The organism is Streptomyces griseoviridis (assembly GCF_005222485.1).
GTDB classification, from domain to species: domain Bacteria; phylum Actinomycetota; class Actinomycetes; order Streptomycetales; family Streptomycetaceae; genus Streptomyces; species Streptomyces hintoniae.
The window spans coordinates 2,377,723-2,392,756 of the sequence record NZ_CP029078.1 but is presented as its reverse complement, the minus strand read 5'-3'; the positions used below and the strand labels follow the sequence as shown (position 1 = coordinate 2,392,756).

14 protein-coding genes are annotated in these 15,034 nt (G+C 72.8%); 9 read left to right on the top strand and 5 right to left on the bottom strand.

The genetic code is table 11. The annotated features are described in order from the left end of the window. The first annotated feature begins 33 nt into the window (after positions 1-33). Entirely contained in the window at positions 34-1,026 is a 993-nt protein-coding gene (locus tag DDJ31_RS09680) for a DUF3068 domain-containing protein (protein ID WP_127180681.1), read from the top strand. Here the strand turns inward: DDJ31_RS09680 and hrpB are convergent. Both hrpB and DDJ31_RS09670 read right to left on the bottom strand, forming a co-directional pair. Then, positions 1,016-3,541 carry an ATP-dependent helicase HrpB gene (gene hrpB / locus DDJ31_RS09675; RefSeq protein WP_127180682.1) on the bottom strand — a complete coding sequence of 842 codons (2,526 nt, stop codon included), beginning with the start codon at positions 3,539-3,541 and terminating at the stop codon, positions 1,016-1,018. The genes DDJ31_RS09680 and hrpB overlap by 11 nt on opposite strands. A gap of 4 nt (positions 3,542-3,545) precedes the next feature. Beyond that, positions 3,546-4,358, bottom strand: coding sequence for a class I SAM-dependent methyltransferase (locus DDJ31_RS09670; protein WP_127180683.1), 813 nt, complete (start codon positions 4,356-4,358; stop codon positions 3,546-3,548). Positions 4,359-4,724: 366 nt separating this feature from the next. Here DDJ31_RS09670 and rpsA point away from each other — a divergent pair, with 366 nt between their 5' ends. The 4 genes from rpsA to DDJ31_RS09650 all read left to right on the top strand — a co-directional run bounded on the left by rpsA (position 4,725) and on the right by DDJ31_RS09650 (position 8,804). Then, positions 4,725-6,230, top strand: coding sequence for a 30S ribosomal protein S1 (rpsA, locus tag DDJ31_RS09665; protein ID WP_127180684.1), 1,506 nt, complete (start codon positions 4,725-4,727; stop codon positions 6,228-6,230). Positions 6,231-6,693: 463 nt separating this feature from the next. Next, positions 6,694-7,632: a PAC2 family protein gene (locus DDJ31_RS09660; protein WP_127180686.1), complete on the top strand. Its 939-nt coding sequence runs from the start codon at positions 6,694-6,696 to the stop codon at positions 7,630-7,632. Between the two features lie 93 nt (positions 7,633-7,725). After that, positions 7,726-8,373 carry a dephospho-CoA kinase gene (coaE, locus tag DDJ31_RS09655; protein WP_127180687.1) on the top strand — a complete coding sequence of 216 codons (648 nt, stop codon included), beginning with the start codon at positions 7,726-7,728 and terminating at the stop codon, positions 8,371-8,373. A gap of 50 nt (positions 8,374-8,423) precedes the next feature. Further along, positions 8,424-8,804: a tetratricopeptide repeat protein gene (locus DDJ31_RS09650; protein ID WP_127180688.1), complete on the top strand. Its 381-nt coding sequence runs from the start codon at positions 8,424-8,426 to the stop codon at positions 8,802-8,804. Positions 8,805-8,898: 94 nt separating this feature from the next. On the opposite strand, the gene DDJ31_RS09645 is transcribed toward DDJ31_RS09650, so the two are convergent. Next, positions 8,899-9,168 carry a DUF6343 family protein gene (locus tag DDJ31_RS09645; RefSeq protein ID WP_127180689.1) on the bottom strand — a complete coding sequence of 90 codons (270 nt, stop codon included), beginning with the start codon at positions 9,166-9,168 and terminating at the stop codon, positions 8,899-8,901. A gap of 66 nt (positions 9,169-9,234) precedes the next feature. On the opposite strand from DDJ31_RS09645, the gene DDJ31_RS09640 reads away from it, so the two are divergent. After that, positions 9,235-10,134, top strand: a complete 900-nt coding sequence (locus DDJ31_RS09640) for an acyltransferase domain-containing protein (protein ID WP_127180690.1) — start codon at positions 9,235-9,237, stop codon at positions 10,132-10,134. A 57-nt stretch (positions 10,135-10,191) separates the two neighbouring features. Here the strand turns inward: DDJ31_RS09640 and DDJ31_RS09635 are convergent, their stop codons facing one another. After that, the gene (locus DDJ31_RS09635) at positions 10,192-10,731 is read right to left on the bottom strand and encodes an RNA-binding S4 domain-containing protein (RefSeq protein WP_127180691.1); all 540 of its coding nucleotides are present in this window, start codon (positions 10,729-10,731) and stop codon (positions 10,192-10,194) included. A gap of 179 nt (positions 10,732-10,910) precedes the next feature. On the opposite strand from DDJ31_RS09635, the gene DDJ31_RS09630 reads away from it, so the two are divergent. Continuing rightward, positions 10,911-11,606, top strand: a complete 696-nt coding sequence (locus DDJ31_RS09630; protein WP_127180692.1) for a uracil-DNA glycosylase — start codon at positions 10,911-10,913, stop codon at positions 11,604-11,606. A gap of 102 nt (positions 11,607-11,708) precedes the next feature. On the opposite strand, the gene DDJ31_RS09625 is transcribed toward DDJ31_RS09630, so the two are convergent. Continuing rightward, on the bottom strand, positions 11,709-12,368 hold the full coding sequence (locus DDJ31_RS09625) for a GntR family transcriptional regulator (protein WP_127180693.1): 660 nt from the start codon (positions 12,366-12,368) through the stop codon (positions 11,709-11,711). 440 nt (positions 12,369-12,808) lie between these two features. On the opposite strand from DDJ31_RS09625, the gene DDJ31_RS09620 reads away from it, so the two are divergent. Both DDJ31_RS09620 and DDJ31_RS09615 read left to right on the top strand, forming a co-directional pair. Further along, the gene (locus tag DDJ31_RS09620) at positions 12,809-14,260 is read left to right on the top strand and encodes an NCS1 family nucleobase:cation symporter-1 (protein ID WP_127180694.1); all 1,452 of its coding nucleotides are present in this window, start codon (positions 12,809-12,811) and stop codon (positions 14,258-14,260) included. Positions 14,261-14,265: 5 nt separating this feature from the next. Next, entirely contained in the window at positions 14,266-15,018 is a 753-nt protein-coding gene (locus DDJ31_RS09615; RefSeq protein WP_127180695.1) for an aspartate/glutamate racemase family protein, read from the top strand. The last annotated feature ends 16 nt before the right edge of the window (positions 15,019-15,034 follow it).

Genomic DNA, 15,034 nt, shown 5'->3' with positions numbered 1-15,034 from the left:
CCCACCGCCCGCCCGCCGGGGAAGGAGGCCGTCATGCGCCGCACGTCCGGCCTGGTCCTGCTCGCCCTCGCGGTGCTCTGCACCGCGCTCAGCCCGCTGCTGCGCTTCTATGCCTTCCCGCGCCTCGCGAAGATCCCCGCGAACCAGTACCAGGACATGGTCCTCGAGGCCAAGGACGCCACCCTCCTCGACTACGGCACCATGCGCGCGAAGAAGGTCCCGAAGGTCACCGTCGTGCAGACCCTCAAGGGCGACGTGGCGGCCGCCCGGCGGATCGAGCGGACGGCGGGCCGCGACGTCGTCGTCTGGGACTCGCTCTCCTACGTCCAGGGCCCCGACGGCGCGATGGTCTCCAAGATCCCCGAGCGGTACATCTTCGACGCCCACTCCCAGGAACCCGTCCACGCCACCGGCGAGATGGTCGACGGCGACCCCGTCACCCGCGAGGGCATCGAGTTCAAGTGGCCCTTCCTGACCGAGAAGCGCGACTACGAGTACTTCGACGCCCAGACCCGCACCAGCGCCCCCATCCACTACCGGGGCACCCGGGACTTCCGCGGCCTGAAGGTCTACTACTTCGAACAGACCGTCCCCTGGACCAAGGTGTCCTTCCCCAAGGTGATGCCGGTCAAGGGCATCACCGCCGCGTCGGTCGCCGCGACCGGGACCACCCGCTGGTACACCACCGTCCGCAGGTTCTGGGTCGAACCGGTCACCGGCGCCCCCGTCTACGGCGAGGAGATCCACCGGGAGGAACTGCGCGGCGGGACCCTGCTGGGCGGCCGGGACAAGGTGACGGCGTTCGCCGGGCACGTCAAGATGCGCGAGGACTACATCGAGCACACCGTCGCGCTCGTCCAGTCCAACCGCACCCTCGTGCTGCTGCTCACCGCGTACCTGCCGTGGGGCTTCCTCGCCCTCGGCGCGCTGCTGTTCGCCCTCGCCCTCCTCACCGAGGCCCGCGGGCGCCGGCCCGCCGGACCCGAACCCGCCCAGGACAGCGAGCCCGAACCGGTCACCGCCTGAGACGGGCGTTGGTGTGCCGGGTCGGCTCGGCCGTCGCCGGGTCCTCGGGCCACGGGTGCTTCGGGTACCGGCCGCGCAGCTCCGCCCGCACACCCCGGTAGCCGTCCCTCCAGAAGGACGCCAGATCGGCGGTGACGGCGGCCGGACGCCCGGCGGGGGAGAGGAGATGGACGAGCAGCGGCACCCCGGCCACCCGCGGCGACTCCTGCAACCCGAACATCTCCTGCACCTTCACCGCGAGCACCGGCTGTTCCGGATTCCCGTAGTCGACCCTGATCCCCGACCCGCTGGGGACGGTGATCCGCTCGGGCGCCAGCTCGTCCAGCCGCGCCGCCTGCCCGGACGCCCAGGGCAGCAGCCTGACCAGCGCCCGCCCCGCGTCGATCGCGCCCAGGTCGCCGCGCCGTCGCGCCCGGCTCAGTTCGGGCTCCAGCCAGTCGTCCACGCGCGCGTGCAGCGCGTCGTCCGCGACGTCCGGCCACGGCTCGCCCAGATGCAGACGCAGGAACGCCAGCCGCCGGCGCAGCGCCAGGCCGTCGGGCGTCCAGCGCAGCAGCCCGAGCCCCTCGCCGCGCAGCCCGTCCAGCAGCGCCGCGCGCACCAGCGCGGGATCGGGGTCGGTCAGGGGCCGCACGGACAGCTCGATGGCGCCGAGCCGCCGCACCCGCCTGGCGACGACGTCGCCGCCGCGCCACCGCACCTCCCGCTCCTCGGCGTACAAGGGGGCCGCCGCCGTCCTGGCCGTCTCCTCGTCGAGCGCCGCGCCGAGCCGCACGCGCGCGTGCCCGGTCCCCACGGGACGGTCGGCGACGGCGACGGCGATCCACGGCGCCCCGCGCAGCGCGGAGCCGTCCGCCAGTTCGGCCCGGGTACCCGAGGCCATCAGGCAGGAGCCGCCGTCGGCCCTGGCGACCCGCTCGGGGAAGGCCAGCGCGCAGACCAGCCCGGCCATCCGGTCGTCGGACCTGCCGGCCCCGGCCGTCTCGGCGCGGGGCGCGGGCAGGGCGGGGTCGGCCGCCAGGGAGCGCAGCCTGCGCACCTCGGTGCGCCAGCGGGCCGCGTAGCCGTCGTCGCCGCGCCGGGCGGCGCGCAGCGCGGCGGCCAGGTCGTCGCCGTACGAGCGGGGCGCCTCCTCGCTCAGCAGGGCCACCACCTCGGCCCCCGCGCCCTCGGTGTCGAGGAGCGCCCGGCCCAGGCGCGGGTGGACGCCGAGCCGGGCGAGGCGGGCACCGCGCTCGGTGGCCCGTCCGGTGGGGTCGACCGCGCCGACCGCCGTCAGGACGGCCCTGGCCGCCGCCATCGCGCCGGCCGGCGGCGGGTCGAGCAGCGCGAGGCCAGACGCGTCGGGATCGCCCCAGCAGGCCGTCTGGAGGGCGAACGCGGTGAGGTCGGCCACCTTGATCTCCGGCGCCGGGTACGGCGGGAGGCGGGTGTCCTCGGCCGCCGTCCAGCAGCGGTAGACCGCTCCCGGCGCCTCCCGCCCGGCCCGGCCCGCCCGCTGCCGTCCGGACGCCTGGGAGGCGCGGACCGTGGTCAGCGCGCTCAGCCCCCGCGCGTGGTCGACCCGCGGCTCCCGCGCCAGACCCGAGTCGACGACGACCCGCACCCCCGGGACCGTCAGCGACGACTCCGCCACCGACGTCGCCAGGACCACCCGGCGCCGCCCGCCCGGCGCGAGCACCGCGTCCTGCACGGCCGCGGGCGCCCGCCCGTGCACCTGGAGCACCTCGACGCCGTCGCCGCCGCCGAAGGGCGTGAGGTCGCCCAACTGCCCCGCCACGCGCGCGATCTCACCCACGCCGGGCAGGAAGCACAGCACGTCGCCGTCCCGCTCGGCCAGGGCCCTGCGCACCACCGACGCCACGTGCGCGAGCAGCGCGGGGTCGACCCGCATGCCGTGCGGCGGCCGGACCGGGCGGGCCGGTGGCGCCCAGACGACGTCCACGGGATGGGCGGTCCCGGCCGCCTCGATCACCGGCGCGCCGCCGAGCACCCGCGCCCAGCCCGCCGCGTCCGTCGTCGCCGACGCGGCCAGCAGCCGCAGCTCGGGGCGGAGCGTCTCGCGCACGTCCCAGAGGAAGGCGGCCACGGTGTCGGCGTCCAGATGCCGTTCGTGGCACTCGTCGAGGACCACCACGTCGACGCCGGTCAGCTCCTGGTCCCGCTGGAGCCGCTGGAGGAGGACGCCGGTCGTGACGACCTCCACGCGCGTGCGGCGGCCCACCACCCGCTCGCCGCGCACCGTGTACCCGACGCGGTCACCGGCCTGCTCGCCCAGCAGCCACGCCATCCGCCTGGCCGCCGCGCGGGCCGCGATCCGGCGCGGCTCGGCGACCACGACCCGGCGGTGCGGCCCGTCGCCGACCAGCCCGGCCAGGACCAGCGGCACCAGCGTCGTCTTGCCGGTGCCGGGCGGCGCGCACAGCACCGCCGCGCCGTGCCCATCGAGGGCCTCCCGCAGGGCGGGCAGCGCGGAGCCGACCGGGAGCCGGTCGAGGTCGCCGGTGCGCGGCACGCCGTCAGTCCCGTTCGCAGACGAAGACGGCCGTCCCGGGCAGCAGGTTGCCGCGCAGCGGGGACCAGCCGCCCCACTCCGAGGTGTTCCAGGCCGGCCACTCGGGCTCGACCAGGTCGACCAGCCGGAAACCGCCCGCCACCACGTCCCGCACCCGGTCGCCCAGGGTGCGGTGGTGCTCGACGTACACGGCGCGGCCGGTGTCGTCCTGCTCGACGTAGGGCGTGCGGTCGAAGTAGGAGGCCGACACCGTGAGCCCCTCGGGGCCCGGCTCGTCGGGGAACGCCCAGCGGATCGGGTGGGTCACCGAGAAGACCAGCCTGCCGCCCGGCCGCAGCACCCGGCGCACCTCCCGCAGCACGGTGACCGGTTCGGCGACGAACGGCAGCGCCCCGTACGCGGAGCACGCCAGGTCGAACGAGCCGTCCGCGAACGGCAGCGCGCAGGCGTCCGCGCAGACGAGCGGGAACGAGCCGCCGATCCGCAGCGCGTGCTGGAGCTGGCGGTGCGAGATGTCCAGGGCGACCGGGCGGGCCCCCTGCGCGGTCAGCCAGCGCGAGCACTGGGCGGCGCCGGCGCCGAGTTCCAGGACGTCGCGGCCCGCCAGCCGCTCCGGCGGGCCGAGCAGCTCGGCCTCCACCTCGTCGAGCCCCTCGGGACCCCACACGAAGCGGTCGTCGCCGAGGAACGTGCCGTGTTCGACCTGGTAATCGTCCGCGTTCCGGTCCCACCAGCCCCGGTTGGCACGGGAACTCTCGGCGCCGTCCGCGCCCCGTCGGACGGCCTCGGGCTCGGACGCTTCGGGCTCTTGGATGATCGGCTCCCTCGTCGTACTCTTCCCTCCCGTCTGTTCCCTGGCGGGTGTCGCGGGAGGGGTGTCTCAGGCCGTCGTGGCCTCAGAAGACAGTTCTTGTGCCGGGTATGCGGCGATCCGCCCCGGGTGTGCGCCTTCGCGCATTGACCCTGCCCGGCTGCCCCCGTATGCTACAAGTTGCGCTGCGGGCCTGCGCACCTCAGACGTAGCAGGCTGCGCTCGCATCTGTCGTATGTCCCCTCGGTTGTCGAGGCGCCACGGTTCCATCGTGTGTGGCGCTTCTTTGGCTGTCCGGCTTCTTCAGAGCGATACGGGCTCCCGGCGTAGCAGTACCTACGACTCAATGTCCGTACCGGAGCCCTTTCCCACATGACGAGCAGCACCGAGACCACCGCCACCACCCCGCAGGTTGCGGTCAACGACATCGGTAACGAGGAAGCTTTCCTCGCCGCGATCGACGAGACGATCAAGTACTTCAACGACGGCGACATCGTCGACGGCGTCATCGTGAAGGTCGACCGGGACGAGGTCCTGCTCGACATCGGTTACAAGACCGAAGGTGTCATCCCGAGCCGCGAGCTCTCGATCAAGCACGACGTCGACCCCAACGAGGTCGTCGCCGTCGGTGACGAGATCGAAGCCCTTGTTCTCCAGAAGGAGGACAAGGAAGGCCGCCTGATCCTCTCGAAGAAGCGCGCCCAGTACGAGCGCGCCTGGGGCACCATCGAGAAGATCAAGGAAGAGGACGGCATCGTCACCGGTACCGTCATCGAGGTCGTCAAGGGTGGTCTCATCCTCGACATCGGCCTCCGTGGCTTCCTGCCGGCTTCCCTCGTCGAGATGCGCCGTGTCCGCGACCTCCAGCCCTACGTGGGCAAGGAGCTCGAGGCCAAGATCATCGAGCTGGACAAGAACCGCAACAACGTGGTCCTGTCCCGCCGTGCCTGGCTGGAGCAGACCCAGAGCGAGGTCCGCCAGACCTTCCTCACGACCCTGCAGAAGGGCCAGGTCCGCTCCGGCGTCGTCTCCTCGATCGTCAACTTCGGTGCGTTCGTGGACCTCGGCGGCGTCGACGGTCTCGTCCACGTCTCCGAGCTCTCCTGGAAGCACATCGACCACCCGTCCGAGGTTGTCGAGGTCGGCCAGGAAGTCACCGTCGAGGTCCTCGACGTCGACATGGACCGCGAGCGTGTCTCCCTGTCGCTGAAGGCGACGCAGGAAGACCCGTGGCAGCAGTTCGCCCGCACGCACCAGATCGGGCAGGTCGTCCCCGGTAAGGTCACGAAGCTCGTTCCGTTCGGCGCGTTCGTCCGCGTCGACGAGGGCATCGAGGGCCTCGTCCACATCTCCGAGCTGGCCGAGCGCCACGTGGAGATCCCGGAGCAGGTCGTCCAGGTCAACGACGAGATCTTCGTCAAGGTCATCGACATCGACCTCGAGCGCCGCCGCATCAGCCTCTCGCTGAAGCAGGCCAACGAGTCCTTCGGTGCCGACCCGGCCTCGGTCGAGTTCGACCCGACCCTGTACGGCATGGCCGCGTCCTACGACGACCAGGGCAACTACATCTACCCCGAGGGCTTCGACCCCGAGACCAACGACTGGCTCGAGGGCTACGAGACCCAGCGCGAGGCGTGGGAGGGCCAGTACGCCGAGGCGCAGACGCGCTTCGAGCAGCACCAGGCCCAGGTCATCAAGTCCCGCGAGGCCGACGCCGCTGCCGCGGCAGAGGGCGGCGAGGCTGCCGCTCCGTCCGCCTCCGGTGGCGGTGGCGGTGGCGGTTCGTACTCCTCCGAGGGTGCGGACACGTCCGGCGCGCTCGCGTCGGACGAGGCGCTCGCCGCGCTCCGCGAGAAGCTGGCCGGCGGCCAGAGCTGACTGACCTCCGGCGCCGCTGAGGCCCGGTAGTCCACTGAGGGGCCGTACCCGCGAGGGTGCGGCCCCTCAGCCGTGCCCGCGGTCTGGTGGCGGGGGCGCGGTGCGCGGCGACGCGCGTCCGGCGGGGGTGCGGTGCGCGGCTGTGCGCGCGCCTGGTGGGGTGCGGTGCGCGGTTTGCGCGCGCCTGGGGTGGGGTGCGGTTGCCGGTCGTCGGTCGTGTGTGCGCCTCTCGTGGGTGTGGGTGTGGGTGTGGGTGTGGGTGTGGGTGTGGGTGTGGGTGCGGGTGCGGGTGCGGGTGCGGGTGCCCGGTGCCGGGTGTCGGGTGGGCGGGCCGTGACCCGGTTCGTGGGCGGGCCGCCGTCGATGAGAAGCCGGTAAGAGGGCGGCTGATCGGAGCCGGCCCGGGGAATGTCCCCGCCCGACAGGGCGTTGGAGAGTACGAACACGAGGAGGGGCGGTCACAGTGCTTGATCCGCAGGGTTTGTACGCATGGGAGCCGAAGGGCCTCGCCGTGGTCGACATGGCGCTGGCCCAGGAGTCGGCCGGTCTTGTCATGCTCTACCACTTCGACGGATACATCGACGCGGGCGAGACCGGCGACCAGATCGCCGAGAGCATTCTCGACTCGCTGCCCCACCAGGTCGTCGCCCGCTTCGACCACGACCGGCTCGTCGACTACCGGGCCCGCCGCCCGCTGCTGACGTTCACCCGCGACCGCTGGACCGACTACGAGGTCCCCACCCTCGAGGTGCGGCTCGTCCAGGACGCCACCGGCGCGCCCTTCCTGCTGCTGGCCGGGCCCGAACCCGACGTCGAGTGGGAGCGGTTCGCGGTGGCCGTCCGGCAGATAGTGGAGCGGCTCGGGGTCCGGCTCTCCGTGAACTTCCACGGCATCCCGATGGGCGTCCCGCACACCCGTCCGGTGGGCCTCACCCCGCACGGCAACCGCACCGACCTCGTCCCGGGCCACCGCAGCCCCTTCGACGAGGCGCAGGTCCCCGGCAGCGCCGCGTCCCTCGTCGAGTACCGGCTGATGGAGGCCGGGCACGACGTCCTCGGAGTCGCCGCGCACGTGCCGCACTACATCGCCCGCTCCCCGTACCCGGACGCGGCGCTGACCGTCCTCGAAGCCATCACCGCCGCCACCGGCCTGGTGCTGCCCGGCATCGCGCACACCCTGCGCACCGACGCCCACCGCACCCAGACCGAGATCGACCGCCAGATCCAGGAGGGCGACGAGGAACTCGTCTCCCTGGTCCAGGGTCTGGAGAACCAGTACGACGCGGTCGCGGGCGCCGAGACCCGGGGCAACATGCTCGCCGAACCCGTCGAGATCCCCTCGGCCGACGAGATCGGCCTGGAGTTCGAGCGGTTCCTCGCCGAACGGGAGGGCGAGGGCTGACGCCCACGCCCCGCGCGGTCGCCTCCGGGGCTGTCGGGGAGCGGTCGCGTCCCGGCCGTCGCGCTGTCGGTGGCAGGCCCTAAGCTGGCGCTCATGCTGACGGTGGGCCTGACCGGTGGAATCGGAGCCGGCAAGAGCGAGGTGTCGCGGCTGCTCGTGGAGCACGGCGCCGTACTGATCGACGCGGACCGGATCGCGCGCGAGGTCGTCGCGCCCGGCACCCCCGGCCTCGCCGCGGTGACCGACGCCTTCGGCACCGAGGTGCTCACCGCCGAGGGCGCCCTCGACCGGCCGAAGCTCGGCGCGATCGTCTTCGCCGACCCGCGGCAGCTCGCCGTCCTCAACGCGATCGTGCACCCCCTGGTCGGCGCCCGCTCCCACGAGCTGGAGACGGCCGCCGCCGAGGACGCCGTCGTCGTCCACGACGTGCCGCTCCTCGCCGAGAACGGCCTCGCGCCCCGCTACGACCTGGTGATCGTCGTCGACGTCAGCCCGCAGACCCAGCTCGACCGGCTGGTGCGGCTGCGCGGCATGACCGAACAGGACGCGCGGGCCCGCATGGCGGCGCAGGCGACCCGCGAGGAGCGCCGGAAGATCGCGGACATCGTCATCGACAACGACGTACCGCTGGAACGTCTTGAGCGGCGGGTGCGGGAGGTGTGGGGCGACCTCGTGCGGCGGGCCGCGGCGGCGCGCGGCGGATCAGGGGCGTCGGGGGCGTCGGGGGCGTCCCAGGAATAGCGTCGGGTTCAACGGGCGTTGAACCCTTCCAGTGAGGGAAGGACTCATCCGTGCCCGAGAGCAGCGGATCGACCGGACGTACTCCGGAGACGCATGTCATCGACTTCCGCGCGGCCGAGCGGCTGCTCGACGCGCGTGACCCGAAGGGCGCGGTGAAGCTGCTCGACAGCGTCATCGCGGCCCACCCGGAGAACACCGCCGCCCGGCTGCTGCGGGCCCGCGCCTTCTTCGCCGCCGCTCAACTGCGGCCCGCCGAGCTGGAGTTCACGATCGTCCTGGAGCGCGAGCCGGACAACGCGTTCGCGCACTTCGCCCTCGCCCGCACCTACGAGCGGCAGGGCAGGCCCGAGCAGGCCACCCGGCACTTCAGGCTGGCCGCCGCGCTCGACCCCAACCCGCAGTACCTGAAGGCCGCCCGCTTCGACGACTGAGCCCTCGCGATCCCATGCGGCTCAGTGCCCTCGGAGGCCGCGCTCCCGCGATCCGGTGCGGTTGGGCGGGCTAGGCTCCGTGCCCCTTGCCGACTCAGCCCGGTCGTCGCGTCTCCGGTGGTCGGTAGGGCGGGACGTCCGGGCCCGGCTGGAAGTGCGGACCCTGGTGGATGTGGCGCAGGATGACCGCCAGATCAACGGTGACCACCAGCCACAGCACCCCGCAGGCCACCGCCCAGCCGATCTGCCCGGTGAGCGCGAAGGCCGCCGTGCCGAAGACCGACCAGACGAGACCCCACAGGCTCAGCCAGAACCGCAGCCGCAGCGCACTGCGTGCGGTCGTCGGTTCACTGCCTGTTCGCACAGCCGGTCACCTCTCCTCCTTGCAACGTACTCTTCGGAGGCAACGACACCAAAAGAGGGGGAACGCGTGCTTCCGCGAGCCGACGCACTGGCCGAGACACTGCTCGACCTGGGGGTGCCGCACGAGGACATCAACGAGTTGGTCAGGCTGGGCCGCCGGGTCACCGAGGACCCGGAGCTGCGGCAGTTCCTCGAGGCGTCCGTCGGGCAGCTGACGCACGGCCTCGGCGAGATCCGCGGCGGGGTCGACCTGCCCGACCTCGACTGGCCGTCCGGCGCCCTCCAGCGCTGCTTCCCGATCTACGTCTTCGTCGCCGCGCTGCCCCACGTCCGCGCCCACCACCGCGCCATCGGTGTCCCCGACGACATATCCCGGCGCACCCTCGCCGACCTCGGCCGGCACGTCGCCGTGCACCGCAGGCGCCACGGCGTGCCAGGACTGGTGGCCAGGCGGTGGCTGACCCTGCACTTCGGCGGCGAGCTGTACCAACTGGGGCGGCTGCAGTTCCAGCGCTCCCGGCACGGCGAGCGCACCGCGAGCGCGCTGGCCGAGGCCGGCCTCGACGCGGCGCCCGGCACGCCCTGTCTGAACCTCCACATCCCCGACTTCCTCGGCCCGCTCTCCCCGGATGCCTGCGACCGCTCGCTGGCCATGGCGGGCGAGTTCTTCGCCCGCCACCACCCGGACGAGAAGTACCGGGCCGCGCTCTGCCACTCCTGGCTGCTCGACCCGCAGCTCGCCGACGACCTGCCCGCCGAATCCAACATCGTCCGCTTCCAGCAGCGGTTCCGGGTCGCCCGCGAGGACAGCGAACCTGCCGACACCGAGCCCGTCCAGTTCGTGTTCGGCGACCCCGGTCTCGCCGTCGAGTCGCTGCCCCGGCGGACGGCGCTGGAACGCGCCGTCGGCGACCGGCTGCGGGCGGGCGGCCACTGGTACATCGGGCACGGCTGGTTCCCGCTGTAGCGGCGCCGCCAGCCGCCGCGGTGCCCGTCGGGGCCTCTCGCGGCGCCGGGGCTCAGCTCACCTGCCGGGCTGTTCCTCGTCGCCGCGGCGGCTGGTGCGGGCCGCGGCCGCCGAGTCCTTCAGGCCGCGCAGCCGTTCCAGGTCGCGTCGGTCCCGCTTGGTGGGGCGGCCGGTGCCGCGGTCGCGGACACCGGCAGGGGCCGCCGACTGGCGGGGCGGCGGGGGCGGGGAGTTGTCGACGTAGCACTGGACGGCGACGGGGGCGCCGACCCGCTTGCAGATCAGGCGCTTGACGACGACGATCCGCTCGCGGCCGTCGTGCCGCAGCCGCACCTCGTCGCCCACCCGCACCGCGTAGGCCGGTTTCACCCGCTCGCCGTTGACGTGCACGTGACCGCCCCGGCAGGCGCTGGCGCCGACCGAGCGGGTCTTGACCAGCCGCACCGCCCAGATCCAGCTGTCGAGCCGTACCGTCCCGCCGTCCGCGATCCCGGCGGCCTCGGCCGCGGCGACGGCCGCCTCGACCTTCGGGTCCCGCTCCGCGGGCTCGGCCGCCGGCGCCTGGTCGTCGTTCACTGCGGACTCTTCGGAAGCCATGCCGTCGACCTTAGTCCGCGGGACCCGCCGCACCGGACGCATTTTCCGCCGCACCCCCGCCGCTCGCCTCCGGGCCGGCCCTGGTGGCGGGCCGGGGGCCCTACGGGGGAGGGGTGACGGCCGTACGGTGGCGGGGTGACGGCCGTACGGTGGAGGGGTGACGGCCGTACGGTGGAGGGGTGAGCGCTCTCGCCGATCTCGACCGACGTGTCGCGGACTGCCGTGCCTGTCCGCGGCTGGTCGAGTGGCGGGAGGAGGTCGCCCGCACCAAGCGGGCCGCGTTCGCCGACTGGACGTACTGGGGGCGGGCGGTGCCGGGGTTCGGGCCGGCCGACGCGAAGCTGCTGATCATCGGGCTGGCGCCGGCGGCCCACGGCGCCAACCGCACCGGCCGGATGTTCACCGGAGACCGCTCGGGCGACGTCCTCTACCGGGCGCTGTACGACGTGGGTCTCGCGTCGCGGCCGACGGCCGTCTCCGCCGATGACGGCCTGACCCTGCGCGGTGTCCGCATCACGTCACCGGTGCACTGCGCGCCGCCAGAGAACAAGCCGACCCCGGCGGAACGGGACACCTGCCGGCCCTGGCTCGTGGAGGAACTGCGGCTGCTGCGGCCGACGGTGCGCGCGGCGGTCGTCCTCGGCGCCTTCGGCTGGCAGGCGGCGCTCCCGGCGTTCGCGGCGGCGGGCTGGGACATCCCACGCCCCCGGCCGCCCTTCGGCCACGCTACCCGGGTGAGGCTGGCCGGACTCGACCTGTTCGGCTGCTTCCACGTCAGCCAACGCAACACGTTCACGGGGAAGTTGACCCCCGAGATGCTGCGGGACGTACTGCGCGAGGCGGCGGGGGCGGCGGGGCTGCCGACCGAGGGGTGAGCGGTGGGGCTGCCGGCGGGCCGTGGGATGGGACCGTGTCGGTCCGGTCGGCGCTGGTGACTGTCCCAGCCTCGATCCGTGACGGACTGCGGGCCGGGCCGGTCAGGCGGGGGGCTGGTCCTCGCCGAACAGGTGCCGGACCGTGGAGCGGTAGTTGGCCTTGACGTGGGTCAGGGCGTGGGCGCGGGCCCGGTCCGGGTCGCCCGAGGCGATGGCGTCGTACAGGTCCCGGTGTTCCGTGAGGAGTTGGGGCCACTCCTCGTTCTGCCGGGTCAGCCAGCGCAGCCTGCCGTCGACCGGTTCCATCACCGAGATCAGCAGGCTGTTGCCGGCCAGCGCGAGGATGCGGTCGTGGAAGAGGGTGTTGATGTCCGTGATGGCCTCGGCGTCGTCCGCCTCGGTCGCCGCCGCGGACCGCGCCAGCAGCGCGCGCAGCTCCGCCAGCGCCTCCGGTGTCGCCCGCGCCGCCGCGAGCCCCGCCGCGTAGACCTCCAACGCCTCGCGCAGTTCGAAGAGTTCCTTGACGTCGGTCGGGGTCAGCCGCCGTACGACGGTGCGGCGCGCGGACTCGAAGTGGACGAAGCCCTCCGCGACCAGCGCCCGGATCGCCTCCCTGACCGGCACCCGTGACACTCCGAGCCGCTCCGCCAACTCCCTTTCGACGAGCCGGTCACCGGGGCAGAGCCGGCCCGCGATGATGTCCTGCCGCAGGGTCGCCAGGACCCGCTCGCGCACCGCGCCGAGAGGTTCGATCTTCGCCATGGGGCCATCCTCGCTGACGCGGGGGCGGCGACGGCTGTATTCCGTCCCGGCTTCCCAGCCGTCGTTCGTCCCGCCTTCCCGAGCCGTGGTTGGTCCCGCTTTCCCGAGCCGTCATTCGTCCGGCCTTCCCGAGCCGTGGTTCGTCCCGCCTTCCCGAGCCGTCCGTCGCGCTCGGGTCACCGGTTGTGCCGGCCGGTGCGCCCGATCGCGCCCGATCGCCCCGGCGTGAGTGAAGCCTCCAGGACAAGGGCCCTGGGGGCTTTCGTGCTGTTCCGGTGGTTTATGGGTGTCTCTGGGGTTCCCTGGCGAATTTACTGAGCCTTAACGGTGGCGATATCGGTTCGAACGCTTGACGGCGGGACCATGGCGCAGTTTGGTATACCAAACGCGTTCGGCTCGTCCTCCGTCATCCCCAAGCCCTCGCCGCTCTGGAGGCCCCCGTGTCCCTCGCCGACCGCGCCGAAGCCACCGGCGCACCAGCGTTCGCCCCCGATCCCCGGCTCACCAACGAAGACCTCGCCCCCGCGGGGCAGCGGAACTGGAAGGTCTTCGACCTCTTCGCCATGTGGATGTCCGACGTCCACAACCTCGGCAACTACACGTTCGCCGCAGGGCTGTTGGTCCTCGGCATGAACGTCTGGCAGGTCTTCACCGCCCTGCTCGCCGGGTTCGTGCTCATCTACGTCGGCATGAACCGGATGGGCACGATAGGCCAGCGTCACGGCGTGCCCTTCCCCGTCGTCAGCCGGATCAGCTTCGGCGTCTGGGGCGCCAACATCCCCGCCCTGATCCGGGCCGTGATCGCCATCATGTGGTACGGCATCCAGACCTACCTGGCCTCCGTCGCCGTCAACGTGATGCTGCTGGCCGCCTGGCCGGGCCTTGAGTCCTGGACGCACAGCTCGTTCCTCGGACTTGACGCCCTCGGCTGGCTCTCGTTCGTCTCGCTCTGGCTCGTGCAGGCCCTGATCATCAGTCAGGGGATGGAGTCCGTCAGGAAGTTCCAGGACTTCTGCGGACCCGCCATCTGGATCGTGATGATCGCCCTCGCCGTCTGGGTGCTTGCCAAGGCCGGCTGGACGATCTCCCTCACCGACACCCCGCATCCGGTCCCGGTCGGCGAGCAGTGGCGCCAGTGGTTCGGCGCGATCGGCCTGATCCTCGCCACCTACGGCACCCTGATGCTCAACTTCTGCGACTTCTCCCGCTTCGCACCCGACCAACGCACCGTCCGGCGCGGCAACTTCTGGGGCCTGCCCATCAACTCCACGGCCTTCGTGGTCGTCTCGGTCATCGTCACCGCCGGCTCGCTGAAGGTCTTCGGCGAGGCCATCACCGACCCCGCCGAACTGGTCGCCAAGGTCGGCAACACCTGGGTGCTCGTCCTCGGCGCCCTGACCTTCGCCGTCGCCACCATGGGCGTCAACATCGTCGCCAACTTCGTCTCACCCGCCTACGACCTCGCCAACGTCTGGCCCCAGAAGATCACCTTCAAGATCGGCGGCTGGATCAGCACGGTCGCCGCACTGGTCGTCACCCCCTGGAACCTCTTCTCCAACCCGACCGTCGTCAACTACTTCCTCGGCGGGCTCGGCGCCTTCCTCGGACCGCTGTTCGGCGTCATCATGGTCGACTACTACTGGGTCAAGCGCGGCCGGATCGACGTCGACGACCTCTTCAACGCCAGCCCCGGCAGCCGCTATTACTACCGTAAGGGCGTCAACCCCCGTGCCCTGTGGGCGTTCCTCCCCTCGGCGGGCGTCGCCGCGGTGCTCGCGCTGGTGAAGACCTTCAGCGACGTCGCCCCCTACTCCTGGTTCATCGGCACCGCCCTCGCGGCCGGACTGTACGCCGTCCTGTGCCGGAGCGAGCGCACGGCGGAGGAGGGCTGATCCGGGTGCGGATCGTCGTCACCAACTGCAACACCACACGCGAGATGACCGAGGAGATCGTCCGGGGCGCCCGCACCGCCGCGGGCGCGGGCACCACCGTGACCGGGCTGACCCCCGCGTGGGGCCCCGAGTCGGCGGAGGGCTGGCTCGACAGCTACCTCTCGGCCGCCGCGGTCATGGACCTGCTGCGCACCTACCGGGGTCCCGCCTACGACGCCGTCGTGCTCGCCGGGTTCGGGGAGCACGGGCGGGAAGGCGTACGGGAGTTGGTGGACGTGCCGGTCGTCGACATCACCGAGGCCGCCGCCCACCTTGCGTGCCTGCTGGGACGTCGGTACGGCGTCGTCACCACCCTGGAACGCTCCCGCGGGCAGATCGAGGACAGCCTGGAGACGGCGGGAGTCGCCCGCAACTGCGCCGCCGTCGTCGGCACCGGACTCGGCGTCCTCGACCTCGGCGACGCGGCCCGCACCGAGGCGGCGTTCCTGGCCGCCGCCGAACAGGCGCGGGCCGCGGGAGCGGAGGTCCTGGTGCTCGGCTGCGCCGGGATGACGGGCCTTGAACGCACGGTGGGCGAGAAGCTGGGCCTGCCGGTCGTGGACGGGGTCGGCGCCGCGGTCAAACTCGCCGAATCACTGGTCGAGTTGGGGCTCACCACGAGCAGGGCGGGAAGTTACGCGCGCCCGGTGGCGAAGCGGCGGACGTGGGGCGGGGGCGCGAGCGAGGGCATGGGGAGGCCGGGAGGGGCGGGGGAGTGAGAGGGGCCGGGTGCGC

Excerpts from the sequence above, each read along its gene's own strand:
- DDJ31_RS09680 (WP_127180681.1), top strand. The coding sequence starts at position 34 with ATGCGCCGCACGTCCGGCCTGGTCCTGCTCGCCCTCGCGGTGCTCTGC.
- rpsA (WP_127180684.1), top strand. The coding sequence starts at position 4,725 with ATGACGAGCAGCACCGAGACCACCGCCACCACCCCGCAGGTTGCGGTC.
- coaE (WP_127180687.1), top strand. The coding sequence starts at position 7,726 with ATGCTGACGGTGGGCCTGACCGGTGGAATCGGAGCCGGCAAGAGCGAG.
- DDJ31_RS09635 (WP_127180691.1), bottom strand. The coding sequence starts at position 10,731 with ATGGCTTCCGAAGAGTCCGCAGTGAACGACGACCAGGCGCCGGCGGCC.
- DDJ31_RS09625 (WP_127180693.1), bottom strand. The coding sequence starts at position 12,368 with ATGGCGAAGATCGAACCTCTCGGCGCGGTGCGCGAGCGGGTCCTGGCG.